A 26,178-nucleotide genomic window follows, 5' to 3' on the forward strand; every position below is an offset into this window, starting at 1 on the left:
TTAATGCTGTCAACGCAGGTGTATTTTCCTGTAGCAGCCGTCGCTGTAACGGAACGTGGACAGCGGTGGGCGATCCGATCATGTTTTGGATAATTATCTCGATCCTAACGGCTGTTTCATTAATTTCCATATGTGGCCTGGCTATTTTAATCCATGGAAAGATTGTAGGCCGATTGGAGAGTATAGGAAGTGTGGGCTAGTGAGCTGAAGTGTCGTCCGCTTTTGGCCGCTGGCGGGCTCCGACCCGGAGCAGCCTCCGTGGATAGCCGCCGACCACTAAGGGCTTGAGTCGCCTTTCTCGTAAGTGTCTGCGAGAGCGGAGATGAGCCCTGCTTATTACTCAGTATCGGTGCCGCTCGCTCATATGGGCGCTGTCAGGGTTCGGTTGGGAAGGCGCTGTGCGTGCTGCAGTTCAGCGGGCATGCGCTGAGCTTCTGTTAGAGCTGGCGAATGATCTGGCTGGGACAGGCTGAGATGCTGAGCGGCCTTGGCGAAGCTGGCTTAGTCGACAACGGAAAAGGAGGGCCTTCGAAGTTTCTGGCCTCGAAGCGCTGGCTCAGCCTCGTGTTCTACGTCAAGCTATTGCCTGTTCGCTCCGAGAATGATGAAGGACCAATACATGAAGAACACACGTCGATTCGCCGAAGCTTTGGGAAGCTGGATGCACTTTGAGGCTTGTTGCTTCAGGGCAGGGCTGTTCTCTGAGAGTTCTTTCAAGGCTGCAATAGGGAGCGTTGCTAGCTCGCTACACGGAGATCACAAGGCAGCTCGTGTGCACGCGGACTACCCACTTCCTGCGATACAGCGGGTGCCAGTTGTCGGCGAGAAAAGTGGCGGCGGACGCAAAAAAAATGTGGACTTCGCGCTGATATATGACGATAAGCGGATGCCTGTATCTGAGCCGCAAGTCCTGATCGAAGCTAAGTGGGCTGGTTCCTCACATTGCACTGTGTCGAATTTGATGGCCGACTTCGTAAGGCTTTCCTTGATGAAAAGAGCGCATCCAGACGCCGTGTGCCTTTTCGTTTTGGCTGGTCACGTGACGAATATTAATGCTGTACTGTTACGACGTCCGTTCAAGGGTGAGCGTCGCGATACTCTCCCTGTTGATGGCTCTATCTCATCTAAGAAGTTCAAGTTCCTTCATAGGGACGCAGAGCATCAGAAGGCTTTTTCCGGACTCATCTCGGCTTTTCATTCATCAAACCTCAATGTGCCTATCGGATTTTCTGCAACAAGCAGCGGTATCTATCCTCCATCCCCAGCGAAGTTCAAGGCGATAGCTTGGGAAGTTCTAGGGGTAGAAGAGACTAATTTGAGTCGCGCAGAGTGGCCCGTTCCTAAAAAGGACAAGTCAAAAAAGGCTCCGGTAGAAGAGGATATTTTGTAACTGTTCGACGGCTGCGACAGACCGCTTTTGACCGAGAGCGGCCCTTGGCGCGAAGAAGTCAGTGAGTGGCTGATTGGCAGGGGAGCGGCTGCTATGCGATGGGGTGCCACACGTATGCTGTGTTGAGAAAAGCATCAGTCCCTGTTGTTCTGGCGATGAGCAAGCCAAACCGCTGCCGCCGTAAGCGACACAATTAAGAGGACGATCACCCCGGCAACGATGCTCATCTGTTGAAAGAGCGTCAGGTTGTTCATCATCTGGTCGCCTGAATGAGTAGTGGGAAAGATGGCGCGATATCGGAATCAAGCAGGCATTGACGCTGCTCTAAGGGATGTTGTTAGCGCGAGAACCACATATTTCCTTAGTTGAAAGTCTACCGTTGGACGTCTCAAAGACGCAACGTTGCGGCTGGTGTGGCTACACGTTGCGGGCTGCATGGCTGCATTGCCAGGGCGCTATCTGCCGCGTGAGTTCCGGCAAACTGCTGCGAGCACGCGAAGATGACTGCTCACAAAACCTTGGGTCACTCACCTGGGTTGAGCATGAGTCTAAATTAGGGAGAAGGAAAAGCATGCTCGGGGAGAAAGAAGTCTCTCGTGTAAGGACCCCATGGATGTAAGAGGCTATCGATCGGCAGTCCGAGGCGAGCTGACGTTCGTCTGACCATGGAGAGGGTCGGTGGGTGCTCTCGACGTAGGTATGTCATGAACTCATGACGTGGCAGCCCTTCGAACCGGTAGCGCTCTCTTTTCTCAAGCCAGACGTAGCAGACGAGTCGATGGATGAAGCTTTTGATCGCTCCCACTTGGTAATCGCCAGTCCGGAACATGGAGCTATCGACTAGTTCGACTAGATCCAGCGCATACTCCTCATGGGCAACTGCTACGCGCGTAGAAGGGTGAACCTGATCAAAGCGCGTCCCGCAGGCACGACACGAATCAGCATACGCGGGTCCCCCAAGCGGCCTTGCGCCGCACTCTAAGCAACGATTAGTGAGGCCCATCCGGTGTACGTGGCAGGCCTTGACGGCCGAGAAGGACCAAACAAGCTTATGGTGAACCGGGACGCCCTCTAAAGACTGATCCGCGACGCACCCAGGACACCATTTGCTGAACCGGGAATAGCAAGTCACGGTCCGACTTAGCGCTTTGGATAGGAACATGAAAGTTGAGTTCTTGAGGGCAATTTCGCGCTCGGACGCCATTGTTGTGAGAAGTGGAACGACCGAATGTTCGACCGGGCGCGGTCTATCCAACTGGGGGCCTACCGCTGCCGTTATCCTGTCTCCTGGCCGCGCCTCCGAGTGCCGGCCTGCCCTTCGTGCAATCACCTCGAAGAGATAGGCGGGGGTGACACTGTGTAGACGTGCAAGCCGGAGCACGTATGAGTGAAGTGCCTCGACATCGCCAGTGTTCTTCCCGATGATTCCCAACGGTAGTAGGCGTGGAGTGGTCTCGTCATCAGATTTCATTGCGGCGTGTTTTCCTCTTGAATGGAGCTGGTTTCTTGCTCGCTCGCGCTGCCAACGTCGGCGCTGCTTCGGGCATGGCGACGTCCCTTTTTGCTGAAAAGTGGAGTTCTCCACGTCGGATCTCAGCGTTAACCGCGGCAAGCGCTGAGCTAAGCTGCCTAGTCCGAGCCCAATCACCCTGTCCGGGTATCGAGCGGCCTTCAGATCGGCAGGAAGCTAAAGCATTCCGGATCCATCGTGAAAGCGCACCTATGCAGCCCCATGAGCCGTCATGAAGTGCCTCGATGTACTCGTCCATTGCATGCGCGTCCTCATGGATGAGGCTCGAGTAGTGGCGCACTATCCTTGACCATTCGACCATGTCCCTCTCTGACTCCCGGTAGCGGGGGAATTCGATGGTTTGAGATCGGCCGATCAGATGAGGAGCCAAGTTGACCGCGGTGAGAAGATCGTAAGAACCGACGAGAACAAGGCGAACTCCTGTCCTGGCGGCCAGCACCTTGAATGAATCCAAGATTGCACCGGCGGACCTCTCCCCACCTTTCGCGTTCATTACATGGTGGGCTTCGTCTATGACCAGGAACTGCGTACGCCTCGCCACGAGGCATCTCTCGAACGCCGAACGCATCGCACCCTCTGTGGTTCGGCTAAGAAAAGAGTCGCCGAGTCGACCCTCACGTGCAGCGACATCGGTGCTCAACAGCGGATGGCGGATCGAGTTCAGGCAAGCGCTTAGGAAAGCCTTCGTTGAGAAGGCCCCTGCTGTTGAGTCGTTTCCAGCCGGGACGTAAACAGAGTGCATATGATCCTGCTCATCAGGGGCCTGCTTGGAGTGTGCTCCAAAGACTTGTCGGCTAACACTAGACTTGCCAACCCTGGGCGGTCCGACAAGAATCACTACCTCCTCGGTCAACACTGCGGTCCGAGCTGCTTCCAGATAGCGTCGTGTCTCATCGTAGATTCTGTGTCCAAGACGCTTGGCGACGACGAGGTCAATCTGCTCCGCCAGGGATTTCTCTTGCTCAGCCACTACCAATCCTCGACGGACATTGGCTCAGTGCTAATCGCCTTGAAGCTTCCAAGGGACGGGGGGCAGCTGGTCGGATGTTCCGTAATCAGTTGAGCTTCGTTGGGCTCCCTCGCAGGGGGTGCTTTACGAGACATCTCGCGTCTTTCAATCTCGGAAATGAGCTGCCTATCGGAGTCAGCCTTCATCAACTCTCTCAGTGATGAACCATCTCTCGCCCACACCGCATACGCCATCGCTTCGGCAAGTGATTGCTGCCCTGCTTGGAGCGCAGCGTATGCTTTGCAAACAACCCACTGATCGTCGAGCAGTGCATAGAGGATTCGCGGATCCTGGCCGTCGATCCGCGTCGGGACGCGTCTCCCCGCGAAAGCTGCGAGGGCGTCGTGCCACATGTGAAAGTCGCCAGCATGGATTCCAGTGTTCCCCGAGACCTTCAAGGGCTTCTGATTCATTGCAGTTGTGACGAGGAAGCTGAGATCGGCCTGAGCTCGTATCCCGCTAAACGGAAACTGTCGTAGCCCGCTTAGCATCTTTGCATCAGGGCATTCGCTGCTGCCGCCTGATGGACGCCTCCCGATCCACTCACTGAATGCTTCCATCTCGTACCAAAGGTCTACCAAACTAAGCTCTGCCCTTGCCGATGGTTGTCGGTCTGAGGATATGGAGCGAGAGAAGCGAATCGTCTTGATGCTTCCTGGAAGACAGTCGAGCCAGAACGTTTTTGCTTTACCGAACAGCCGCTCAACCTCACACCCGAACCTTCCGTTTCCCGGTGGGCGAAACATGATGGAGATGTTCAGTTGCGCCGCCATTGTCGAGTAATGAACAGATGTGAAGTCTGATCCGTTGTCGCTGATGATTGTTTCGGGAAGCCGCTCGTGTCTGCGTGCACAGTCGCGCAGCACTTGTGAGCTGGTGCCTTTATTGGGAGCGCGTAGTGACATCCCGAATGCAAGGACACATTGGGTGTAGCAGTCGATGAGGACGGTGATCCACGGACGCGCGGTGTAGGTCTTGCCGTTGGCTTTCCCGACCACCACTTCGATGTCTGCTAGATAGTGGTCACATTGAGCGAGTTCGAAGGGGCGCATCGCCTTTAGCGCTCGCACTTCTACCGAGGACGGCGATGACTTTGAGTTCAGTAGGCGTTTGCCACCTCTGGATGCAGCCGTTTCCTGTTCAAGCTCGGCAATGATCTTCCGAGCCGTTGTCTTTCCGACGGGACGGTGACCCGGATGGTGAAGTTCCGCGTGAACCTGGTAGCGGCGGTACACCGAAAGTGGACCAGGGTTACTATTACCTTCAAGGCAACGCTTGAGTTCCTCGCGAGCATACTGCAGGACCGAAGCTGGCCGCTTGAGCGTCCTGTTTCCGCTTGATGCGTAACGGGGTGTCAACGCCGCGATTGCAGATTTTCCCTGTGATTCGCCATCTGCACGGCGGAGTCGGAGCCGTCTTGCGTGCTCCTTCTCACTTCTTGTGCGGATATCGCCTTGAAGGAAGTTGAGGTTTTCGAGTCCCCTCAACAGGTGCGAGCTGCTGGGTATGAGGTCTCTGCTCAACGTGCCTTCGCTAGAAGGAATTATGTGCCTTGAGCGCTCGATCTCCTCGACTAGATCAGTAGTCAGAAGCTCTGGTGACGCTGCGAGCAGACAAGTGGAGGGACTGCTTAGCGAGTGATTGGAAAGATCAGCAAAGATCCTTCCAGACGCAACAAGGTGTAATAGTGATGTGCAATCTTGAGTGTGGATCTTCTGCATCACCTCGGACATCGTCACGACTCTTCTCTGAAGAACATGCGACAGGGCAGCCCGCTCTACCGCCGGATCTGCGGCGGCCAACTCGACCCGACGGAGCGTGAGAAGGTTCTGGGTAACTTGCTTGCAAAGGCTGCTGGACGGGATGACTACATGGCGGATGCCGATTGACGCGAAGAGGTCTCGAGCTGCCAGGTCAACATAGTTGTTGTCACATTTCTTCCAGGAAAGGCGGGTCTCCACCAAATTTTTGAGCTCGGAGATGTCCTTGACCTGTGCGACGAATAGCCCTGTCTTCCCCAGCACAATGAAGTCAGGCGTGTAGGGATACGGGCGTTTTCCCTTCGGGGTATCACGCACGCACTCCACCGTTGGAGGCTGCTCGTAATAGGCCAGGACGTCTCGGTCGCGCTCTAGCTCTACGGCGTAACAGTGTTCATGCCGACTCTCCAGATTTATCGTGCAGCCCATCTTGAACGACGGGAACTCCACGAGCATAGATGGCCGATTCGGGGCGATACCGATGTTTCGGCTCACTCCGATGCTCGCCCTCTCGACATAGTCGGCTGCGGCAAATGTCAGCTGATGAGTAGCTGCATAAGCCTTCCGGTCTTCTTCAGTGAACTTCATAGCACCCCGGCCCACAGCAGCTAGCTGTAAGGGTTCTTGGGATCAGGCACGGTGCTCCAGGCCCGTGGGAGACGAGACTTGCGGCCTGATGCGTTGGGGGCTAAAGTTGGACCAGCTTCGCGAGAAGTGCTGTTCCCAGAAATGCCTCGGTTGCTGCCGGGGCATTTCCTTTTTTAGCCAATGATTTTTCAGTGGCTATGTCATTGCTTGGTCTCCTCGGTCGCTGTCTCCTCTGCTGCGGGATGACTGGCGCCAAGACTCTCCACCCATGACGCAACGTCAGCCGAGGTGGCGAAGAGACCCTTTCGACCCGGAATGCTGAAGAGCGCTATTGGTAGCGCATCCCTTCTGCGTGCCTTCATCAGCGCATCTTTGCTCTTAAACCTGAGCACGCGCGCGACTTCTTCTGAGGTAAGAAGAGCGCCGTAGCGTGTGAGAAGGTCTTGTCGTAGCGCCGAAATAGCGGCCATGGGAGGCGTAGGGCTTGGGTCAGGTAGGCCTACAGTAAGGCGCGCGCTTTGTGTTCGCAAGCGGCTGATATTAAAGAAAAAAAGGAATCAATTTTCTTGGCAAATTGGAAGGATTGCAGGTGGTTGGTTCTAATCCACGATCCGGTTTAATCGATTCGGTTGGGATGCTCACAGATGCTCTGACTTAGGCGCCCGGCGCCTTCGAGACCCTTGGAGTTGGTCCTAGGTAAAGACTGGCCACCATCTATGGTGGCCGGTCTCCCACCAACTATGCTGAGCCGCACAACCGGATCGCGTGGCTTGGCGGGGCAGCTGGCCTTGGCGGCCAACAGGGGGGATTGTGACGGCCGGCCACCGCCCCGCCCTGGACGCGGTCATCCCATGCGGACCGCCGGATTCTCGCGGGCCGGGGCCTCCCGCTGCTGATCCAGGTTTTGCACGGCCCCCTGCTGGCGCTCCGCGCTGGACATCTCCAACTGCTGCAGTGACTGCGCCACCGGCGTCTGCACGGCCACGTCGGTGGGCATGGATGCGCGGCGGTGCGCAGGGTCGTTCAGGTCGCCCTGGACCACGAACACCGTGCGCCCGGCGGCGTTGTCTGCGGTCTGCACGCTCAGCACGACGTGGTCGGCCCGCTCCAGATTGCTCTGGCGGGCCAGGGCCATCACGCTGGCGGTCAAGCGCTCGCTGCTCTCATCCGGCGCCCGGCCGGCCTGCGCGTCGAGAGCGGCCACGCCCTGGCGAACCTGCTGCAGCAACCCGTACTCGGGGTGGCCGGGGCCGATGTCGGCCAGCCGGGTCGGCGCTTGCCGCTCAGCCGGCATGCCGTCAATCGACGCGGTCAGCGGACTGCGGGTGATGTTGCGGTAGGGGTCTTCGGCGTGGAACTGGGTGGCCTTGTGCTGCCGCTCCAGGCGCACCTCGCGGGCATCATCGAGTTCGGCGATCCGTTCCGGGCGGGTCTCCTCCCGCATGGACAGGTGACCGCCGCCGCTGCTCACGTTGACCCACTTCTGGTCGCGTTCGAAGTACATCGCGTAGGCGCTGTTGCCGCCGATGACATTGGGGTCGACCGAGGCGCGGCCTTCGAGCAACTGCCCGGCTTCTGTCGCACCGAGTTTGAGCAGGTACTGCCCACCCTCCGACCAGCCCATCTGCGAAATGGCGTCATGGCTGGTTTTGCCTGCGCGAACCGCCCCCCGGTACGCGTTGTCGAGCATGTTCGACCAGATCTGTTCAACCTGCTGTGGACCGCTCTTCTCAAGCGCCGCCTGCAGCAGAACACGGGGTGTCCAGCAGTTCGGGTCCAGGTTGTGGCGCTCGAATGCCCGGTCGTGCGCCAGCATCACGTCCTTGCCGGGGAGGTTCAGTGCCATGTCCGGACGCTGTTGTTGCATCCAGAGGTTTCGGCGCTCAAGGTCCTGGATAAGCAGCGTCTGACCAAAGAGCTCCCATTGCCGTTCGCTCAGCTCGGCATTGGGATGTCGCGATCCGTTGTCATGCTGACTTCGGGCATAGTCCTGCGCGTAGCTGTTGGCCACCTGGCCTGGCAGGCTGTCATTGCGAACCACGCCCAAAGCCAGCGTGCCATAGCCGTCTGCGCCTGGCAGCTGCGAAAGATAGTTCCAGTACAGCTCGCGGTTACCGGCATCGGCGTAGCTGGTCAGGATATTGATGTCGTGCTGAGTCAATCCACTCATCTACAGCTCCTTGTACATGCGTCGATCACTGAGCCCTGGTACGTGCCAACAGGTCTCGTATCGCCTCTTCCATACGTTTCCAGTCCTTCAGGAAAGCGCGCTTGTAATTCAAGCTGATGGACAGCTTGTTCTCGACATCCGAAAAATAGTGGAAGCAGCCGGCCGCAACAGCGCCTTCCTCGTCAACGACCTGATCGCCCTGCAGGCGCACCCCGTCCCCGCGGAACGAGACGCTCTCGCACTTGATGAAGGTGGTCAGCGGACCGCTGGGATCGCGCGCAACGTACCAGTCATACTCACTGGCTGGATTGCGGGGGTACGGCTTTCCGTAGCGGGCTTCGTACGCCTTCGAGTAGACCGCCATCTTGGCTTCATCGATGGCGTAGGGCGTAAGTCCCAACCTCTCAGGCTGTGCCACCCGCAGATCAAGCCGATTCTTCGGATTTCCCCGTTCCACTGAGCCCGCTTCGGTGATGGCTTCATTGGAGGAAAGCCGTTCCAGTGAAGTCTCGATGGGAGCCCGGTCGATGTAATCGATCGACACGGCAATCTCCTTCCGGAAATCATTCGTCCGCGGATTCGCGCGCGCCCCCGGCGGCGTTGGCGTCATATCCGGCCATTCAATGACAAGGGTGACGCCTTCGCCAGGCCACGGTGCAATCTGGCTGTCCAGATAGTTGGCCGGAATGCGGAAGGTCGTCGGCCCCAGCTTCACATCCACCGGCGCATCGGAATAGGTGTGACCGTTGATGGTTCTACCGGTGTGTGCAGATTCCGACATGGCTGAACTCCCTTTCTGTTCGGTGGGCGGCGTCCTTGCGCATGCACACGCGCTGACAGCGACGGCGAGTGCCAGCGTCAGGCACGGCCCGGATCTCATCACGCGCATGGGGACATTCCATTGCTTGGTGTGGAGCCAACTATAGGCAAACTGACCGTCATGGGACAGCGGCGGATTCAGGGTCACGGACACATCACCCGTGCGCTGACGTGGTGGACCGCTGGAGCCAGCGTTGTCAATTGGCCCTGGTGCTTTCCAGCACGTTCCGTACTGCGCCCTCCATGCGCTTCCAGTCCTTCAGGAAAGCCCTCTTGTAATCGAGTGTGATTGAGAGCCTGTCTTCGATATCCGAAAAGTAGTGGACGCAGCCGGCGGCGACCTGAGCGTCGTCGTCAACGACCTGATCGCCGACCAACCGCACGCCATCGCCGCGGAAAGCGGTGCTGTCGCACTTTATGAACGTCGTCAGATTGCCGGCCGGATCCTGCGCGACGTACCAATCGCGCTCGTACGCCGGATTGCGGACAGGCGGCGTCCCGTAATGTTCCAGGTGTTCTTTCGTGTACGCCGCCATTTTCGATTCATCGATAGCGTAGGGCGTAAGTCCGAAGGTCTCTGGCTGCGGAAGGCGCATGTCGAGGCGGTCCCTTGGATCCCGCCGTTCCAGTGAAGTGTCGCGGGTGATGGCCTCATTCGAAGACAGCCGCTTCAATGACGTCTCGATCGGTACACGATCGATATGGACGATGCGAACCGAGATCTCCCTCCGGAAATCGTTCGTCCGCGGATTCGCCCGCGCACCCGGCGGCGTTGGTGTCATTTCCGGCCATTCGATGACAAGGGTGACGCCTTCGCCTGGCCACGGCGCAATCTGGCTGTCCAGGTAGTTGGCTGGAATGCGGAAGGTCGTCGGCCCCAGCTTCACATCCACAGGCGCATCGGAATAGGTATGGCCGTTGATGGTTCTATCGGTATGTGCAGATTCCGACATGGTTGAACTCACTTTCTGTTCGGTGTGCGGCGTCCTTGCGCACGCGCAGACGCTGACGGTGAAGGCGAGCGCCAGAGTCAGGCACGATCCGGATCCATTCACACGCATGGCGACATTTTATTGCCTGGTTTGCCGCCAACTATAGGCAAACATACCGCCTTGGAACAGCAATGGATTCAGGTTCATGGCCATATCAATCGCGCGCTGACGCACGCGATCGCTTTAGCCAGCGTTGTCAGCGGGCCCTGCTGCTCTCCAGCACGTTCCGTACTGCGCCTTCCATGCGCTTCCAGTCCTTCAGGAAAGCGCGCTTGTAATTCAAGCTGATGGACAGCTTGTTCTCGACATCCGAAAAATAGTGGAAGCAGCCGGCCGCAACGCTGCCTTCCTCGCTGATGACCTGGCTGCCTTCCAGGCGAACGCCGTCGCCCCGGAAAGTTCTGCTCTCACATTTGATGAAGGTGGCGAGCGCGCCCTCCGGGTCGCGTGCAACGTACCAGTCGTCCTCATAGGCGGGATTGCGAACAGGCGGATTCCCGTAGCGCGCTTCATAATCCTTCGCGTAAGCGCCCATCTTCGCCTCGTCAATGGCGTACGGCGTCAGTCCCAACGTCTCCGGACCGGCTACGCGAAGGTCGAGACGGTCCCTGGGGTCGTGACGCTCCACCGAGTCGGCTTCGGTAACGGCTTCGTTGGAGGAAAGCCGCGACAGCGATGTCTCGATGGGAATTCTGTCGATGTAGTTGATCGACACGGCAATCTCCTTCCGGAAATCATTCGTGCGCGGATTCGCGCGCGCCCCCGGCGGCGTTGGCGTCATATCCGGCCATTCAATGACAAGGGTAACGCCTTCGCCAGGCCACGGTGCAATCTGGCTGTCCAGGTAGTTGGCTGGAATGCGGAAGGTCGTCGGCCCCAGCTTCACATCCACTGGCGCGTCGGAATAGGTATGGCCGTTGATGGTGCGGCCAATCTGCGTTGCGCCGGGCACCGTTCCATGCGGCTCCTGGCCGGTGGACGGCGGACGCGTGCAGGCGGTGGCGGTCACCGCGACGGCGAGCGCAAGTGCCAGGCACCGCCCGGATGACATTACGCGCATTGAGCATTCCATTGCTTGGTGTGGAGCCAACTATAGGTAACCTGTGCGCCACGGACCAGCCATGCAGCCGGGTGGCGGCGCCGCCGGAGCAACGCTGGCGATGCGGCGCCCGACCGATAAATCGTTTCGATTCAAACCATCGACAGTGCCGGGAGATCATGACCAATGCGCAGTTCAACGCTTTTGTGGCTGTTTCTTGGTTTCGCCCTGCTGGGCGGGCCGACGCATGCGCAGGACGCCCCGGTGCCTGCCCGCCTTTCCGACGCCGCGCTGCCATCGCCGCTGGATCGACTGCTGCGCGACTATGAGCATGCGTGGCGCGCAGGCGATGCGACCGCGCTTGCAGCGCTGTTCGCCGAGGACGGTTTCGTGCTGCAGAACCATCGGCCGCCGATCCGCGGTCGGCAGGCCATCCGCGCAGCCTACGAGGCAGGGTTCAAGGGAGAAGGGGGCGGGCCCTTGCAGCTGCGTGCCCTGGCATTTTCCACCGATGCCACCACCGGCTACATCATCGGTGCATACCGCTACGGGACAGGCGGCGAGGTGGGGAAGTTCACGCTGACATTGCAGCGCATGCCCGGCCAGCCGTGGAAGATCTTCTCGGACATGGACAATCTGAACGCGGCGGAGAAACGCGCAGACGTGGAGTGACGTCTGCGGCGCTGCCGACGGCTGTCAGCCCTGCATCCGCGCGACGGCATCCAGCGCGGTGATGTCCCCGTCGTCGAGAACAAGATCTGCCGATGCCATGTTCTCGCGCAGGTGATCCAGCGAGGAGGTCCCCGGGATGAGCAGGATGTTGGGCGAACGGCGCAGCAGCCATGCCAGTGCTACCTGCATCGGGGTGGCGTGCAGCTTCGCTGCGATGGTCGAAAGCGCCGAGGACTGCAACGGGCTGAAGCCGCCCAGCGGGAAGAACGGCACGTAGGCGATGCCATCCCGTGCCAGCGCATCCACCAGGGCATCGTCGTTGCGATGCGCCAGGTTGTACTGGTTCTGCACGCAGGCGATGTTGCAGAGCGTGCGCCCCTCCGCGGCCTGGGTGGCGGTGACGTTGCTCAGACCGATGTGGCGGATGAGGCCGCGCTGCTGCAATTCGGCCAGCACCGTGAGAGAGGGCGCGATCGACCCCTCGGCCGGGGCCATTACGTTGAACATGCAGCGCAGGTTGACCACGTCCAGCACCTCCAGGCCCAGGTTGCGCAGGTTGTCATGCACAGCGCGGGTCAGTTCGGCGGCGGACATCGCCGGCAGCCACTCGCCCTCGGCACCGCGCATGGCGCCTACTTTGGTTGCGATGGTCAGCTCCGCGCGATAGGGATGAAGGGCCTCGCGGATGATCTGGTTGGTGATGTGCGGCCCGTAGAAATCGCTGGTATCCAGATGGTTGACGCCCAGCTCGACCGCCTCGCGCAGCACGCGCACGGCGGCATCGCGATCGTTCGGCGGGCCGAAGACGTGGGGGCCTGCCAACTGCATGGCCCCGTATCCAAGGCGGGCAACGGCACGATCGCCAAGGGTGAAGGTGGGCAGAGCGGGCTGGTCGGTCATGGCGGGAACTCGTGGCGGGGATGGAAAGAATCTAGGGCCGGGACCGCTGTGCGACAATCCGATATAAAGCGAACGGGCTGTCCGGAAGGGCGAACAATGAGTACGCGGCTGGGCGATATGCAGGCCTTCGTCCTGGTGGCGCGGGCGGGGGGCTTCCGGGAAGCGGCCAGAGCGGCCGACATCAGCGCATCCAACCTCAGTGAGGCGGTCAAGCGCATCGAAGCCCAGCTAGGGGTGAGACTGCTCAATCGCACCACCCGCAGCGTGCGACTCACCGACGCCGGCAAGGTATTGCTGGCACGCGTCGAGCCGGCCCTGCGGGAGCTGGATACCGCGACCGACGCGATCAGTGCCTTCCGCAGCACGCCGACAGGAACGCTGCGGCTCAATGTGCCGGTCAGTGCCGCACGCCTCGTATTGCCGCGGATTCTGCCGCCTTTCATGGCCGCGTATCCGGATATCAGCGTGGAGGTCCTCACCCAGGAGAGCTTTGTCGATGTCATTGCGGCCGGGTGCGATGCAGGCATCCGCTATGGCGAGCGCCTGCAGCAGGACATGATCGCCATGCCGATCGGTCCGCGCGTGCAACGCAGCGCGACGGCAGCAGCACCGTCCTACCTGGACCGTCGCGGGCGGCCTGCGCATCCGCGCGATCTCTTCGATCACGACTGCATACGCGGGCGGTTTCCCAGTGGCGCGGTATCCGAATGGGAATTCGAGCAGGGCGGGGACGTGGTGACCATCATCCCGCGCGGGCAGCTGCTGGTGGAGATTGGAGGGGGCGTCGATCTTGCGGTAGAGGTTGCTGCGGCCGGCGGCGGCATCATCCATTTGTTCGAGGATTGGCTGCAGCCGTATCTCGGCGCCGGTGTACTGGAGCCGGTGCTGCAGCCGTGGTGGCAGTCATTCCCCGGTCCCTTCCTTTACTACCCCAACCGAACCCTCGTGCCCCCGCCGCTGAGGGCCTTCATCGATTTCATCAAGGCGCAAGCCGGGTGAGCATGTTGCGGTGCGCACGCCGCGATGCGGTAAGCGCGGAAAGGGTTGCCATGACCTACGGGGCTTCCCATCGCGGGGTGGCGCGAGCAGCATCGCCGACAGGCAAGGCACCGGCCATTGCACGGAGGCAGCATGATCAAACGCATCGGTAGCATCGTCTTCCTTGGTTTGTGCAGCGCCAGCGCGCTCGCCGCCGGCCCGGGCTATCAGCCGGGCTTCCACCCGGAACAATTGAAGGGGCCGCCCGCGGGCCGCCCCAACGAGGTACTGGTGCTGGGCTCGCCGCACCTGTCGGCATTGCCGGATACCTTTGCACCGGCGCAGCTGGAACCGCTGCTGGCGCGCCTGGTTGCATGGAAGCCGCAGGCGATCGCCGTCGAGGCGGTGTCCGGGCTGCAGTGTGACTTCATGCGCCGGTCTCCCGCGCGCTATGCCGACAGCGTCAGCAGCTATTGCGCCGATACCGGCCCGGCCAAGCGTGCAACAGGCCTGGACGTACCGGCCGCAAACGCCGAAGCCGAGCGGCTGCTGGCAACCTGGCCGGCCACGCCGAGCGCGGCGCAGCGGCGACGGCTGGCCGCCGTGTGGCTGGCTGCCGGTGAGCGCAATTCGGCGGTCGTGCAATGGTTGCGCCTGCCCCCGCAACAGCGCATCGCCGCCGATACCCTGACCGACGAACTGGTGGCCTACCTGGACAAACGCCTGCAGCGCCACGACGAGTCCGTGCTGGTGGCCGCCACGCTTGCCGCGCGGCTCGGGCTGGAGCGGGTATGGGCCGTGGATGACCATACCGCCGATGCAAGCTCGCCCAAGGAGGTGGAAGCGGCGGCCGGTGAAGCCATCCAGAAGGCGTGGGACAACCCGTACACGAAGGCGCGCGCCGATGCGGACCTTTCGCTGTACGCCCATCTGCACACGCCCGACGGCATGCTGGCGATCTACCGCGCGTACAACGCCCCGGAGGCCGCGATGCAGACCTACCGCAGCGACTTCGGCGCGGCCCTGGTCGAGCCATCGCCGCAGGGGTTCGGGCGCAATTACGTGGGCTACTGGGAAACCCGCAACCTGCGCATGGTCGCCAACATCCGCGACGTGCTGGGGCAGACGCCCGGCACCCGCCTGCTGGCCATCGTGGGCGCATCGCACAAGCCGTATTACGAGGCGTACCTCAACCTGATGCACGACGTGCAGCTGGTGGATGCCGAGGAGGTGCTGCGTTGACGGAGGAGGAACCTCGCTGGAGCGTTTGCCGTCGAGCGCTCGCGGTCCGATCGCCTTATGATCTGAAACATTCAGGAATCAGGAAGGCCGTATGTCCAGGAGAATGAGTTGGCTGGCTGTGTTCGTCCTCACGCTCAGTGTCTGCGCACCGGCAAGTGCGGCGCGCAATGTCGCCTCCGACGTCCGGGCCATCGAGCAGGTGGTGGAATCGTTTCGGACATCGCTGATCCACAAGGACAAGGCGGCCTACATGGCGCTGTTCTTCTCCGACCGGCCAGAGGACATTGGCTGGCAATTCGTCTCGGAGGATGCGCGCCTGAAGGAGATCCGCACGTCCAAGCCTGACGCGATCAAGGCGCGCCGCATTCCGTCCAACAACTTTGTCGCCCTGATCGATGAGGTGGTTGGCACTGCGGAGCCGAGGGAGGAGACGTTCTCCAACGTGAAGATCGACACCGATGGCGACGTGGCGTCGGTGTCGTTCGACTATGCGTTCCTGGCCAATGGCGCGAAGACCAACTGGGGGGCGGAAATGTGGCAACTGGTCCGCACCGAGCAGGGCTGGAAGATCTTCTCGGTGGTTTACTCCATGAGAGACAAGCGAAGCGATCCTGCGGGCTGAGCCCATTGAATCCGAGGGTCGGCGGTCTGCTGCGCGCCATGGCATCCTCCACACCTCGCCTCGCGGGTTCGATCTTCAGGGCCCGGCGATCACGCTCTCAAGCACCTCTACCGCCGTGCATATGAACAGACTACTGTCGCTCCTGGTGTTCCTGCTGTTCTCCTCGACGGCCAATGCCATCGTCATTCGAGACGATGTCGATGACGCGCAGTACCGGGTGCCGACGTCTGAGTTTCCCGCGTTGGTCGACATGCCCGGTGAGGGCCACGGCGTACTGATCGCGCCCCAGTGGGTGATCACCGCAGCCCATACGATTCCGCAGCACTCCGACCTCAAGCGAGTAGCAATCAACGGGGTCGACCGGGACGTAGCGCGCGTCGTCGTGCACGCCGGCTACAAGCCGCTGCCACAGGCCTTGATCGATCAGGCAACGGCGACCGGCGAGGCCATGCTAATCGTGGTGTTTCTCGCATCCGGCGACGACATCGCGTTGGTCAAGCTGGCACGTCCCGTAACCGATGTCGCGCCTGTCGCGCTCTACAAAGGCACTGAAGAATACAGCCAGATCGTCAAGTTACTGGGCAAGGGCGCTACGGGCACCGGTGCCACCGGGCACGATCCCAAGGCCAGCCATCGCGGCGAGCTTCGGCGCGCGTTCAACCAGGTCTCCAGCGCCTACGACCGCTGGTTCTGCTATGTGTTCGACAAGCCGCCCACGGGGCTGCCCCTGGAAGGCGTGCTGGGCAACGGGGACAGTGGCGGTCCCGTGCTTGTGCAGGACGGCGGCCAATGGGTGCTGGCGGGGCTGGCCTCATGGAAATTCGTGGAGGGCAATGTGCTGACGGCCTGGCCCGGGCGTTATGGGCAGATCAGCTGCAACGTGCGTTTGAGCTATTACCGCGGGTGGATCGAGGGTGTACTTTCTGGCGAATCCGGGGTGGTGCACTGACCGCGTTACGCGATGCCGGCAGTGAAGCGCACTGGCGGTCACTCTCTGGTACAGACCAAAGACGTTCGGTGGGTGCAACCACTACGCTGCAGTTGACTTGCCATCACCCTGCGAAAGCAAGAATGCCTTCCATGTCGACAGCGCAACACTCACGCCGGATCAATGCAGCCGCCAAGGCCGTTCTCGGCCCGCTCGGCTGCGTGCGGAAGGGCCGCTCCCGCATCTGGCTTGGTGATGCAAACGGCCGCGCGCACCAGAGCGCTGCTGAAGCTTCCGCCACGCGCGTAACCGCCACCGGGCGCGATGAGCGGTACCCCGCGGCCCGCCTCGTCAGGGTGCGCCAGCGAGCGACCCGGCCGCTCCCTCCTGCAAGGCGGCCCGGATCGATCCAGCCAGGTCGCTGCGGGTGAACGGCTTGGCCAGGATCGCGATGTTCCTGCCAAGCGCGCCGCTGGCGTCGAGGTCGCGCGGGTAGCCGGAGGTGAACAGCACATGCAGGTCGAGGTTCCGCGCCAGTGCGCGTTTGGCCAGTTCCCATCCCGACATGCCGGGCATCACGATGTCCGAGAACAGCAGGTCCACGGCGACATCGGTACGCTCCAGAAGTCGCATGGCAGAGGGGCCGTCATGCGCTTCCAGCACGCGGTAACCGAGCTGGCGCAGGGTTTCCACGGTGTAGGCGCGGACATCGTCGTTGTCCTCGGCGACCAGGATCGTGGTGTCCTCCAGGACCTCGTAGAGTCCCTGTCGCGGTTCGCCGAGCGGCCGGTCATGCGGCAGCGGCGCGGACGAACGCGGGAACAACATGGTGATGGTGGTGCCGACACCAGGCGCGGAATCGAGCAGCACGTGGCCACCGGACTGCTTGACGAACCCGTACACCATCGACAACCCCAGGCCGGTGCCGCGGCCCACTTCCTTGGTGGTGAAGAACGGTTCGAACACGCGCGCCATGGTCTCGGCGGACATGCCGTGGCCACTGTCGCGCACGCGCACCATCGCGTAGTGGCCCGGCGGCACATCGGGGTTCTGGTTGCTGAAATCGTCATCCAGATGGGCGTTGTCCACCTCGATGGTGAGCCGTCCTCCCTCGGGCATCGCGTCGCGCGCGTTGACGGCCAGGTTGAGCACCGAGGCCTCCAGCTGGCTCGGGTCGATCTCCACGCACCAGATGTCCGGGCTGTGCAACATCTCCAGTTGCACCAGTTCGCCGAGCGAACGCTTGAGCATGTCCTGCATGTCGCTGACCTGCGCGTTGAGGTCCACCGGCAGATTGCGCAGCGGCTGCCGACGCGAGAAGGCGAGCAATCGCTGGGTGACGTTGGCCGCACGCATCACGCCCTTGAGTGCGTTGTCCAGCGAGTGCGCGGCATTGCCGGCGCTGTCGCCGAGCCGGTCGATCAGCAGCTGGGCATACTCCACGTTGCCGGCGATCACGGTCAGGATATTGTTGAAATCGTGGGCGATGCCGCCGGTGAGCTGGCCGACGGCCTCGATCTTCTGGCTCTGGCGAAGCGCTTCCTCGGCCTGGCGGCGCGCGGTGGTCTCCACCGCTTCGGATACCACGGCGGTGACCTTGCCCTGGTGGTCCAGCAGCGGCCGGAAGGAAAATTCGAAGGTCCGCATGCCGGTAGGCAGGCGCAGCTCCAGCTCGTGCCGGGAGGCCATCCCTGCGGCGGCCTCAAGCACCGCCTGGCAGACGATCGCCGGTACGCCCTCGGTATCGGCAAACCACGCCGATTCGCAGTACACCGCGCCGCGCACATCCTGCTTGGTGGCCAGGATGGCGGCCAGCGACGCGGAGTTGGTGTCGATGATGCGGCCATCCAGGGTCAGCAGATTCTGGTGCTGGAAGCTGGACTCGAACAGCGCCTGCAGCCGGCTTTCGCTGCGGTGCAGGGCCGAGGTGCGCTCGTCGACCTGGCGCTCGAGCGATTCGTTGCTGGCTTTCAGCAACGACTGCGCCTGCTTCAACTCGCTGATGTCGCGGGCCATGGCGTAGTACCCCATGACCGTGCCGTCGGCGGTGAGCTCGGGCACGCAATCGACCTGGGCGTAGCGCGGCGTGGCGCCGTTGCGCTGGGACAGCGTTTCGAAGCTGACTTTCTGGCCCGACAGCACCTTGTCCAGGTGCTGCTGCATCTGCGCGAACGCTTCATCGCCGACGATTTCGCGCGCGTGCATGCCGACCAGGCTTTCCGGGTCGCGCCCGTGCCATTCGAAGTAGGCCTGGTTGGCGAAACGATAACGGTGGTCCTGGCCGAAATAGGCGATCAGCGCCGGCAGCGAATCGGTGATCAACCGCAGCCGCTGGTGGCTGTCGTGCAGCTCGGCCTCCACGCGGGCCAGCCGGCGTCGCTCCTGGGCCTCGCCGATGGCACGGACGATGGCGTCAGGCAGCCGCTGCAGCCGCGACTTGACCACGTAGTCGCGCGCACCGCGCCTGAGCGCCTGGACCGCGAGCTCTTCGGTCAGGGTGCCGGACACGAAGATGAAGGGGATTTCCGGGGCGACGTCGCAGGCCAGTGCCAGCGCGGCGTCGCCGTCGAAGCCGGGCAGCACATGGTCGGCCAGGATGACGTCGAACGCAGCGCCGCGCAGGGCATCGAGCATTCCCTGGTGGGACCAGGTCCGTTCGAAGGTAAAGGGCAGCGCGGCGCGGCGCAGCTGCAGTGCGATGAGTTCGGCATCCAGCGCATTGTCCTCGACCATCAGGATGCGGATCGGTGTGCCCGGTGCAGCGTCAGCCATCTTTTCTGCTCTTGGCGCCGAACAGGGTCCCGTGCGGCGGCGGTTGATTGGTGATGCCCCAGAACATGCCCAGGCCCTGGATGGCCTCCAGGAACTCCTTGAAGTCCACCGGCTTGACCACGAAGGCATTCACGCCCAGCTCGTAGCTGCGGATCAGGTCCTGTTCTTCGCGCGAGGAGGTCAGCATCACCACCGGCGTGCTGCTCAGCGCGGCATCAGTACGTATTTCGCGGAGTACGTCGAGCCCATTGAGCTTGGGCAGTTTCAGGTCCAGCAGTACCACCACCGGGCCGCCATGCATGGCGCCCTCGTAGCGGCCCTGGCAACGCAGGTACTCAAGCGCTTCCACGCCGTCACGCACATGGGTGACATCGTTCAGCAGCTGGCAGCGGGCGAGGGCGGCCATGGTCAGTTCAGCGTCTTTCGGGTTGTCTTCCACGAGCAGGATCGGTCGCAGATCTCTCATACTTTGTCTCCAGTAGCGAAGGGGATGGTGAAGAAGAATGTCGCCCCGACGCCTACCTCGCCTTCGGCCCAGGTGCGGCCGCCGTGACGGGTGATGATGCGGTGCACGTTGGCCAGGCCGATGCCGGTGCCTTCGTATTCGTCTGAATGGTGCAGGCGCTGGAACACGCCGAAGAGTTTGTCCACGTAGCGCATGTCGAACCCGCAGCCGTTGTCGCGGACGAAGAACACCTCTTCGGTGTCGGTGCGCTGATGCCCCACCTCGATGACCGGCTGGGGCGTGTCGCGGGTGAATTTGATCGCGTTGGCCAGCAGGTTCTGCCAGACCAGCCGCAGCATCCCGGGGTCGGCCTGGACACGCGGCAGCGGCGGCACCGCCCACTGGATGGAGCGTCCGGCATATTCCATGTCCAGCTTGTGCCGGACATCTTCGACCAGGGCGGTCATGTCCATGGAAATCTGACCCATCGTGGACCGGCCCATCTGCGAGAAGCTGAGCAGGTCATCCACCAGTGTTCCCGCTGATTGTGCAGACTCGACGATGGTGTCGAGAAATCTCTTTTCTGAATCGTTCAATCTGTCGCTGGCCGAGGCCCAGAGCAGTTCCGAATAGCCCACGATATGGCGGAACGGTGCGCGCAGGTCATGGCTGACCGAGTAGGAGAAGGCTTCCAGCTCCTTGTTGCTGCGCAGGAGCTGTTCGTTGAGCGCGGCCATTTCCTCGGCCTTGCGCAGCACGATGTCCACGATGGCCGCACGCAGTTCCAGCGCGGCATCGCGATCGACCGCGTTCCAGGGCGATGACTGCCGGCGCACCGTTTCCTTCCAGCCTTCAAACGAGGTGCGCGGGGTAAGCGCGCCGGTCGCTTCCTTGCGCGGGTCGCCGCCCCAGCGCACGGTGCGGACGACCTCGGGACGGAACCACAGCACGTAGCTGTCATGCACCTGCGAAATGGAAATGGCCAGCACGCCACTGGCCACGTCGGCGAAGGCCTCGGCGTCCTTCCACAGGGAGGGCAGGCGTTCGGTGCAGAACAGATCGCCCTCGCGCTGTTGGGCCGCCAGCCACTGCACCAGGTGCATCACCTGCGCCTGGCTGGGGCAGTCGCCATGCAGGATGCACTCACCCCGGTGCACGATCGCCGCGCCGGATGACTCGGTCAACGCCAGCAGGCTGCGCTGGTCGCGACCGAGTGCGGCCATGAAATCCTGGTCGCCGGCCATGCGTGCAAGCAGCCGTACCTGGATGGCACGGCGCGCGATGCGTTGTTCCACGCCCAACGCGCGTTCTTTCAGCGCGATCTGCAGGGAGAGGATCTGGCCGATGAATTCACAGGCGGTGCGTACGTGATAGGGCACCCGCCGCGGGGTCTGGTTATGGCAGGAGATCAGCCCCCACAACTGGCCTTCGCGCAGCAGTGATACCGACATCGACGCGCCGGTGCCCATGTTGCGCATGTACTGCAGGTGCACGGGGGACACGCTGCGCAGCGAAACCGGACTGAGGTCGGTAGGCGGGGCATCGGCCAAGGCGGCGTTGCGGACCAGCGGTACGGGCTGGTAATTGCTGTCGGCGATCAGCCGGACCCGGTTCTGCCGGTACAGCTCGCGTGCCTGGGCGGGGATATCCGACTCGGGAAAACGCAGGTCCAGGTAACTGGGCAGTACGTCGTTCCTGTCTTCGGCAATGACCGCGCCATTCCACTCTTCGTCAAAGCGATAGACCAGCACGCGGTCCAGGCCGGTCAGTTCGCGGACCTGCGCGGCGGCGAGATCGCACAACGCTGCCAACGTGGCTGCGCGCTCGATCGCGCCCATGAAATGGCGGATCGAGGGATACAGATCCTCCAGCGAGCCCGGCTCACCGGGCACCGGCGCCTCGAGCTCGACGATGAGGGTGTCGCCCACGCGGTGGGCCTGCACATGATGGGCGCCATGCCCGCCGATCGCGTGGGCGCCGAGGAACTGCGAGGTGTCCTGCGCCATGGCTTCCAGGGCCGGCCTGCACCGCGCCAGTGCGCCGCCCAGGACAGCATCGATGGGCTGGCCGAGCGGGTCGCCGAACGCCTCCAGCAGCTCTGCGCGCGCGACCGCGCGCGCAGTGACCAGCAACGATGCCGGCTCCAGCACGAGGATCAGGCCGTAGGGCTGTATGGCGCCGGGCGTGCGTATCGGCTCGCTGGCGCAACCGCTGAGATCCAGGGGATGTTCGCCGGAATTCCAGGATGACATGCTGTTGAACTCCCACCAATTGCCGTGACAAGACCGCTCGAAGGACACCGCCGATCGATTGCCCGGCGAGCACCGGCCACCCCACCTTGGTGTGACACGGCGCACATAGCTTCGCATATCAGGTCTGCCCAACCGGTGACGATGCAGCGTGTTGGAGGCGCGCGCAGGGCAAGCGCAAACGCTGCGGCCTCAGTCGAACGCGTCGGCGACATAGCTGGCGACACGTCCGAATGCGGCATCCGCTCCCTGCAACAGCAGTGCTTCCTGCCGCTCATCGAGCACTATCGCATCGAGCTCGGCGGTGAACGTGCGCCAGGCAGCAGCCACGCCTTCCTGGGCAGGCGCCAGGTGCCGGGCACCGAAGTGCGGGTGCAGCCCGAGCCCGGCGGCCATCTTCAGGATCACCGCGCCACCAAGCGCCGAGCCCTCCACGACGTAGAGCCAGCCCAGCCGGTACGCGAGCGGTCCGGCCACCGGATCTGCCGGGTGATCCATGGGCACGCCTGCGGCGAGATCGGCCAGGTCGCGTTCGATCAGCGCAACGCGTTGCCGTCCCCGCACACTGGGCAGTTGCTGCAGGATGTCCGGGCAGGCGTACAGACCCTGCACGTCGGCATGCAGACGATGCTGGACGCGGACGAAGCGGGCAAATGCCGCGCGGCTGGCGAAAATGCCCATCCCCAGGATCCGCGCATCGACGCGGCGGTGGGCCTGGTCGGTGGCGGCCTTCAGACGTTGCGCACGTGACGCGCCGGGTGCGGGAGGGACGGTGGGCAGCACTGACGGCACAGGGGGAGCAGAAGAATGGATGGCGGACAGCTATCGTATCAAGGCCACCTGTAAACCTCTTACGGGTCGATCCGGGTGGAGTCGATCCGCTTGCGCCCTTCCTGGGTGAGGTCGATGTCGCCATCTTCGGCCTGCGCCGCGTAGCCGGCCTTCACCGCCCAGTTGGCGTCCTCATCGGAAACCGGCCGGGTGGCGTTGATGTCATCCAGGATGCGGCGTTGCTCGGCGGTCAGGCTCACGTGGCGGACCTGTCGGCGCCCAGGGCGGCCACATCCTGTCTGGCGCGCAGGGCGCGGCGGTGGTTCACCCACCACACCAGGCCCGGCAATCCGTACAGCACGGCGCCGACCAGCAGAAAGATCTTGAATGCGGTGTTCATGATGTGTCGATGTTCACGGGCGACAGCTGCAGTTCAGCAGATTCCCCGTGAAGCCGTCGTCCATCCGGCGCATGGACCGGGTGGTGCCGACGGTTGGCCGGCTCGGGGCACTGTGCCCCGGAATGTGTAGCCGGCCAGCGGCCGGCACTACTACAGCCGGCCAGCGGCCGGCACTACTACAGCCGGCCAGCGGCCGGCACTACTTCATGTTGGGCCCACATTGGCTTTGTAGGGTTGTTTTGATTCGCTGCGAGCCCGCAGCGCCCGCACTGGAGCGACGATGCCCCGCGACGACCACCCTGAAACGACCCCCCGCACGACCCCATCCTCCGCGCGGCGCCTGCGCCGCTGGCTGATCCGCCTGCTGGTACTGGCCGCCTGCGCGCTGGCGATTGGCATGCTGTGGAACAGTCACTGGGCACAGGTGCCGCGCGCGCTGTGGACACTGTCGCGGCTGCCGCCGCCACGTGCGCTGCCGGTGCCGGTGGAGGGAGTGACGGCCCGGCGCATCGCCGATACCTTCGGCGCACCGCGCGGGCGCGACCGCACCCATGCCGGCGTGGATATCTTCGCCAGGCGCGGCACCGCCGTTCGCAGCGTCGGCGACGGGGTCGTGGTGGATATCCGCGAAGGCGGCCTGGGCGGGCGCCAGGTATGGGTGCTGGGTCCGGCGCGCGAGCGCTACTACTACGCCCATCTGGAGGGCTGGCGCGAGGGCCTGGTGCGCGGGGAGGTGGTCACTGCAGGGACCGTGCTGGGTTACGTCGGCGACAGCGGCAACGCCAGGGGCACGCCGCCGCACCTGCACTGGGGCATCTATGGCGCCGATGGCGCGTACGATCCGCTGCCACTGCTGCGCGCATGGAAACCGGCACCGGTCGGCGCCCCACCGCGCAGCGACTGAGTGCGCAGCCCGACGGCGTGCCGCGGGCACTGCGCTAACGGCTGGATCGCGCGCCTGCCGGTACCAGGGCTTCATCAAACAGGTGGGTCGCCTGCACGATCGCGGCCGCGTGGGTTTCCTCGCGCGGTATCGTGCCGCTGCACAGCGCAGGCATGGCCTGCCGCCCGGCATCGGTGCAGGTAGCCAGGAAATCGTAATGGCCGACGTCGGGCGCGATACGCATCCCGGCAGACGGGCTCAGCGCGGCAACCACCTCGGCGTTGGTGACCGGCGGGGCTACCTCATCCGCATCCCCGGCCAGGATCGACATCGGTTGCTGCAGCTTCCGTAGTTGGTCCGGCGGAAACGCCTGCACGATCGCCGGGGCCATCAGGAACACCGCGCCGATACCGGGGATGCCGTGGTCGTCCGCGGCACGCGCCATGTAAGGCGCCAGCGCAGGCGATGCGGCGGCGGCAATGCGCGCTTCCAGCGTTGTGTCGCGCGATTCCAGCTGCGGCCGGCACACGCCATCATCGGGCTGTGCGCGGCAGAACGCGATCAGTCGTGCCAAGTCCACGCGCGCCCCGGCAGCGACCAGCGCGGTGAAGCCGCCGGCCGAGAACCCGGCCACGCCCACCCGGCGGTCGTCCACGTGCGGCCCCAGCTGCGGGTCCGCCCGCACGGCGGCCAGCGCAGCCTTGAGATCTTCGGCGCGCTCCCAGATCAGGATGCTGCCGGCCAGCGTCATCGGGTCGATGCCGTTGTTGCCGGGGTGGTCCACCGCGATCACCAGATAGCCCGCGCGCGCCAGTGCGATGCCGAACCAGCCCATCATCCGCGCGCTGCCGCCGTTGCCGTGCGACAGCAGCAGGGTGGGCAGGCGGCCGGAGGCGATTTTGGCATCGGCGGCTGCGCTGCCCACGGTGAACAGCGGTGTATCCGGCGGCCCGATGACGATCGGCTGTTCGCGTGCCTCCGGCGTGGCCGGATACCACACGGTGTAGCGCAGAGCATCACGCCCGGCGGCATCGCGCACCGCCGCGCTGGGCAGGTGGGCCACGCCATGCCGCTCGCCGACAGGCACCGTCGGCGGCGCGGCAACCGCGGGGACGCTGGCGGCACCGAGCAGCAGCAACAGAAGTGGCAGGGTCAGGCGCATGCGGTGTCTCCGGTGTGTGCGGTGTCGGCCAGCGGCAGCCAGATCTGCATGCCGCCGTGGCCGGTGGTGTCATCGAAGCGCGCGTCGTAGCGCTCCAGTTCGGGGGCGTCGGCCAGGCTGAGCCCGGCCGACGGCAGGTAGTGGTTCAACAGCCAGTACCAGGTCGAGCGGATGGCCGAGATGTGCCCGGCATGCCAGGCCACCACGTAGCGACGCGCGGGGATGCGGATTGCCTGCCAGCCCGGCGGCAGGCTGGCGAAACCCGGCACCTCGATACCGGCGATGTAGTCGAAGCTGCCCTCGTCGTCGCTGTTGCAGCACACGCCGTAGCTGACGACGGGTGCCCGTGGGCACTGCGTCGCCAGCTGCTGCCATTGCGAGGGAATCGACGCCACCGACGCACCGCGATGGCGCGCACCGATACCGGCGACCAGCAGCGCACCGGCGTCGACGAGGGTTGGTGGCCGGGTGCAGGGCTGGGCCACGTCATCGAGCTTGATCGCCTCGACCAGCGTGATATCGCCCAGGCCCTGCGCCCGCACCTGCTCGGGCGTGCGCCCGAACTGCTCGCCGAAGGCGCGGGTAAAGGTGGTATGCGATGCATAGCCGGCACCGAGTGCGACCTCCAGGATGTCGCTTGCGCCGCTGGCCAACCGTCGCGCCGCCTCGCTCAGGCGTCGGCCACGCAGGTAGCGCACCAGCGAAGTGCCGGTGCTGGCCTGGAACAGCCGCGACAGGTGGAACGGCGACAGGCCGACCACCGCGGCGATATCGGCCAGCGCGATCGGCGCGGCGTGGTGGCTTTCGATGTACCACAGGGCCCTGCGTGCCGCACTCATGCGGTTCCCTCCCGCTG

Annotated in this window: 22 protein-coding genes; 7 read left to right on the forward strand and 15 right to left on the reverse strand. The window is 63.1% G+C overall.

Annotation, left to right across the window (positions count from 1 at the left end; translation table 11 throughout):
- Window positions 1-619 precede the first annotated feature (619 nt).
- Window positions 620-1,390 (forward strand): hypothetical protein, encoded by a 771-nt coding sequence (locus tag RTO53_RS03070; RefSeq protein ID WP_312236413.1) that lies wholly within the window; start codon window positions 620-622, stop codon window positions 1,388-1,390.
- A 1,460-nt stretch (window positions 1,391-2,850) separates the two neighbouring features.
- Here RTO53_RS03070 and RTO53_RS03075 read toward each other — a convergent pair.
- From RTO53_RS03075 to RTO53_RS03100, 6 genes are all read right to left on the reverse strand, one after another.
- Complete coding sequence (locus RTO53_RS03075) at window positions 2,851-3,891, reverse strand: ATP-binding protein (RefSeq protein WP_312236414.1); 1,041 nt, start codon at window positions 3,889-3,891, stop codon at window positions 2,851-2,853.
- Window positions 3,891-6,278 carry a DDE-type integrase/transposase/recombinase gene (locus RTO53_RS03080; protein ID WP_312236415.1) on the reverse strand — a complete coding sequence of 796 codons (2,388 nt, stop codon included), beginning with the start codon at window positions 6,276-6,278 and terminating at the stop codon, window positions 3,891-3,893. Before RTO53_RS03080 ends, RTO53_RS03075 begins: the two co-directional genes overlap by 1 nt.
- An 844-nt stretch (window positions 6,279-7,122) precedes the next feature.
- Complete coding sequence (locus RTO53_RS03085; RefSeq protein WP_312236416.1) at window positions 7,123-8,448, reverse strand: XVIPCD domain-containing protein; 1,326 nt, start codon at window positions 8,446-8,448, stop codon at window positions 7,123-7,125.
- Between the two features lie 25 nt (window positions 8,449-8,473).
- Entirely contained in the window at window positions 8,474-9,337 is an 864-nt protein-coding gene (locus tag RTO53_RS03090; protein WP_312236443.1) for a hypothetical protein, read from the reverse strand.
- Window positions 9,338-9,464: 127 nt separating this feature from the next.
- Window positions 9,465-10,328 (reverse strand): hypothetical protein, encoded by an 864-nt coding sequence (locus RTO53_RS03095; protein WP_312236417.1) that lies wholly within the window; start codon window positions 10,326-10,328, stop codon window positions 9,465-9,467.
- Window positions 10,329-10,455: 127 nt separating this feature from the next.
- Window positions 10,456-11,319: a hypothetical protein gene (locus tag RTO53_RS03100; RefSeq protein ID WP_312236418.1), complete on the reverse strand. Its 864-nt coding sequence runs from the start codon at window positions 11,317-11,319 to the stop codon at window positions 10,456-10,458.
- A gap of 165 nt (window positions 11,320-11,484) precedes the next feature.
- Between RTO53_RS03100 and RTO53_RS03105 the strand changes: the two genes are divergently transcribed.
- On the forward strand, window positions 11,485-11,970 hold the full coding sequence (locus RTO53_RS03105; RefSeq protein ID WP_312236419.1) for a nuclear transport factor 2 family protein: 486 nt from the start codon (window positions 11,485-11,487) through the stop codon (window positions 11,968-11,970).
- A 24-nt stretch (window positions 11,971-11,994) separates the two neighbouring features.
- On the opposite strand, the gene RTO53_RS03110 is transcribed toward RTO53_RS03105, so the two are convergent.
- Entirely contained in the window at window positions 11,995-12,870 is an 876-nt protein-coding gene (locus tag RTO53_RS03110) for an aldo/keto reductase family oxidoreductase (RefSeq protein WP_312236420.1), read from the reverse strand.
- A gap of 117 nt (window positions 12,871-12,987) precedes the next feature.
- Between RTO53_RS03110 and RTO53_RS03115 the strand changes: the two genes are divergently transcribed.
- The 4 genes from RTO53_RS03115 (at window position 12,988) to RTO53_RS03130 (ending at window position 16,661) form a co-directional block, all read left to right on the forward strand.
- Window positions 12,988-13,869 (forward strand): LysR substrate-binding domain-containing protein, encoded by an 882-nt coding sequence (locus tag RTO53_RS03115; RefSeq protein WP_312236444.1) that lies wholly within the window; start codon window positions 12,988-12,990, stop codon window positions 13,867-13,869.
- 132 nt (window positions 13,870-14,001) lie between these two features.
- Window positions 14,002-15,090: a DUF5694 domain-containing protein gene (locus RTO53_RS03120; protein ID WP_312236421.1), complete on the forward strand. Its 1,089-nt coding sequence runs from the start codon at window positions 14,002-14,004 to the stop codon at window positions 15,088-15,090.
- A gap of 103 nt (window positions 15,091-15,193) precedes the next feature.
- Complete coding sequence (locus RTO53_RS03125) at window positions 15,194-15,712, forward strand: nuclear transport factor 2 family protein (RefSeq protein ID WP_312236422.1); 519 nt, start codon at window positions 15,194-15,196, stop codon at window positions 15,710-15,712.
- A 145-nt stretch (window positions 15,713-15,857) separates the two neighbouring features.
- Window positions 15,858-16,661 carry a trypsin-like serine protease gene (locus RTO53_RS03130; protein ID WP_312236423.1) on the forward strand — a complete coding sequence of 268 codons (804 nt, stop codon included), beginning with the start codon at window positions 15,858-15,860 and terminating at the stop codon, window positions 16,659-16,661.
- A 330-nt stretch (window positions 16,662-16,991) separates the two neighbouring features.
- Here RTO53_RS03130 and RTO53_RS03135 read toward each other — a convergent pair whose 3' ends face one another.
- From RTO53_RS03135 to RTO53_RS03160, 6 genes are all read right to left on the reverse strand, one after another.
- Entirely contained in the window at window positions 16,992-19,412 is a 2,421-nt protein-coding gene (locus tag RTO53_RS03135; RefSeq protein WP_312236424.1) for a PAS domain-containing protein, read from the reverse strand.
- Complete coding sequence (locus RTO53_RS03140) at window positions 19,405-19,878, reverse strand: response regulator (protein WP_312236425.1); 474 nt, start codon at window positions 19,876-19,878, stop codon at window positions 19,405-19,407. The genes RTO53_RS03135 and RTO53_RS03140 overlap by 8 nt, the downstream gene beginning before the upstream one ends.
- The gene (locus RTO53_RS03145) at window positions 19,875-22,109 is read right to left on the reverse strand and encodes an ATP-binding protein (RefSeq protein ID WP_312236426.1); all 2,235 of its coding nucleotides are present in this window, start codon (window positions 22,107-22,109) and stop codon (window positions 19,875-19,877) included. The genes RTO53_RS03140 and RTO53_RS03145 overlap by 4 nt, the downstream gene beginning before the upstream one ends.
- 189 nt (window positions 22,110-22,298) lie before the next feature.
- Window positions 22,299-22,889: a biliverdin-producing heme oxygenase gene (locus tag RTO53_RS03150; protein WP_312236427.1), complete on the reverse strand. Its 591-nt coding sequence runs from the start codon at window positions 22,887-22,889 to the stop codon at window positions 22,299-22,301.
- Window positions 22,890-22,957: 68 nt separating this feature from the next.
- Window positions 22,958-23,137, reverse strand: coding sequence for a hypothetical protein (locus tag RTO53_RS03155; RefSeq protein ID WP_312236428.1), 180 nt, complete (start codon window positions 23,135-23,137; stop codon window positions 22,958-22,960).
- Window positions 23,134-23,277, reverse strand: a complete 144-nt coding sequence (locus tag RTO53_RS03160) for a hypothetical protein (RefSeq protein WP_312236429.1) — start codon at window positions 23,275-23,277, stop codon at window positions 23,134-23,136. Before RTO53_RS03160 ends, RTO53_RS03155 begins: the two co-directional genes overlap by 4 nt.
- Before the next feature lie 280 nt (window positions 23,278-23,557).
- Between RTO53_RS03160 and RTO53_RS03165 the strand changes: the two genes are divergently transcribed.
- On the forward strand, window positions 23,558-24,181 hold the full coding sequence (locus RTO53_RS03165; protein ID WP_312236430.1) for a M23 family metallopeptidase: 624 nt from the start codon (window positions 23,558-23,560) through the stop codon (window positions 24,179-24,181).
- A 34-nt stretch (window positions 24,182-24,215) separates the two neighbouring features.
- On the opposite strand, the gene RTO53_RS03170 is transcribed toward RTO53_RS03165, so the two are convergent.
- Both RTO53_RS03170 and RTO53_RS03175 read right to left on the reverse strand, forming a co-directional pair.
- A complete protein-coding gene (locus RTO53_RS03170; RefSeq protein WP_312236431.1) occupies window positions 24,216-25,322 on the reverse strand; it encodes a hypothetical protein in 1,107 nt (368 codons plus the stop codon).
- A complete protein-coding gene (locus tag RTO53_RS03175; RefSeq protein WP_312236432.1) occupies window positions 25,313-26,161 on the reverse strand; it encodes an AraC family transcriptional regulator in 849 nt (282 codons plus the stop codon). Before RTO53_RS03175 ends, RTO53_RS03170 begins: the two co-directional genes overlap by 10 nt.
- Between the last annotated feature and the right edge of the window lie 17 nt (window positions 26,162-26,178).

Origin of the sequence: Stenotrophomonas sp. (assembly GCF_031995405.1) — a bacterium.
Classification (GTDB): domain Bacteria; phylum Pseudomonadota; class Gammaproteobacteria; order Xanthomonadales; family Xanthomonadaceae; genus Stenotrophomonas.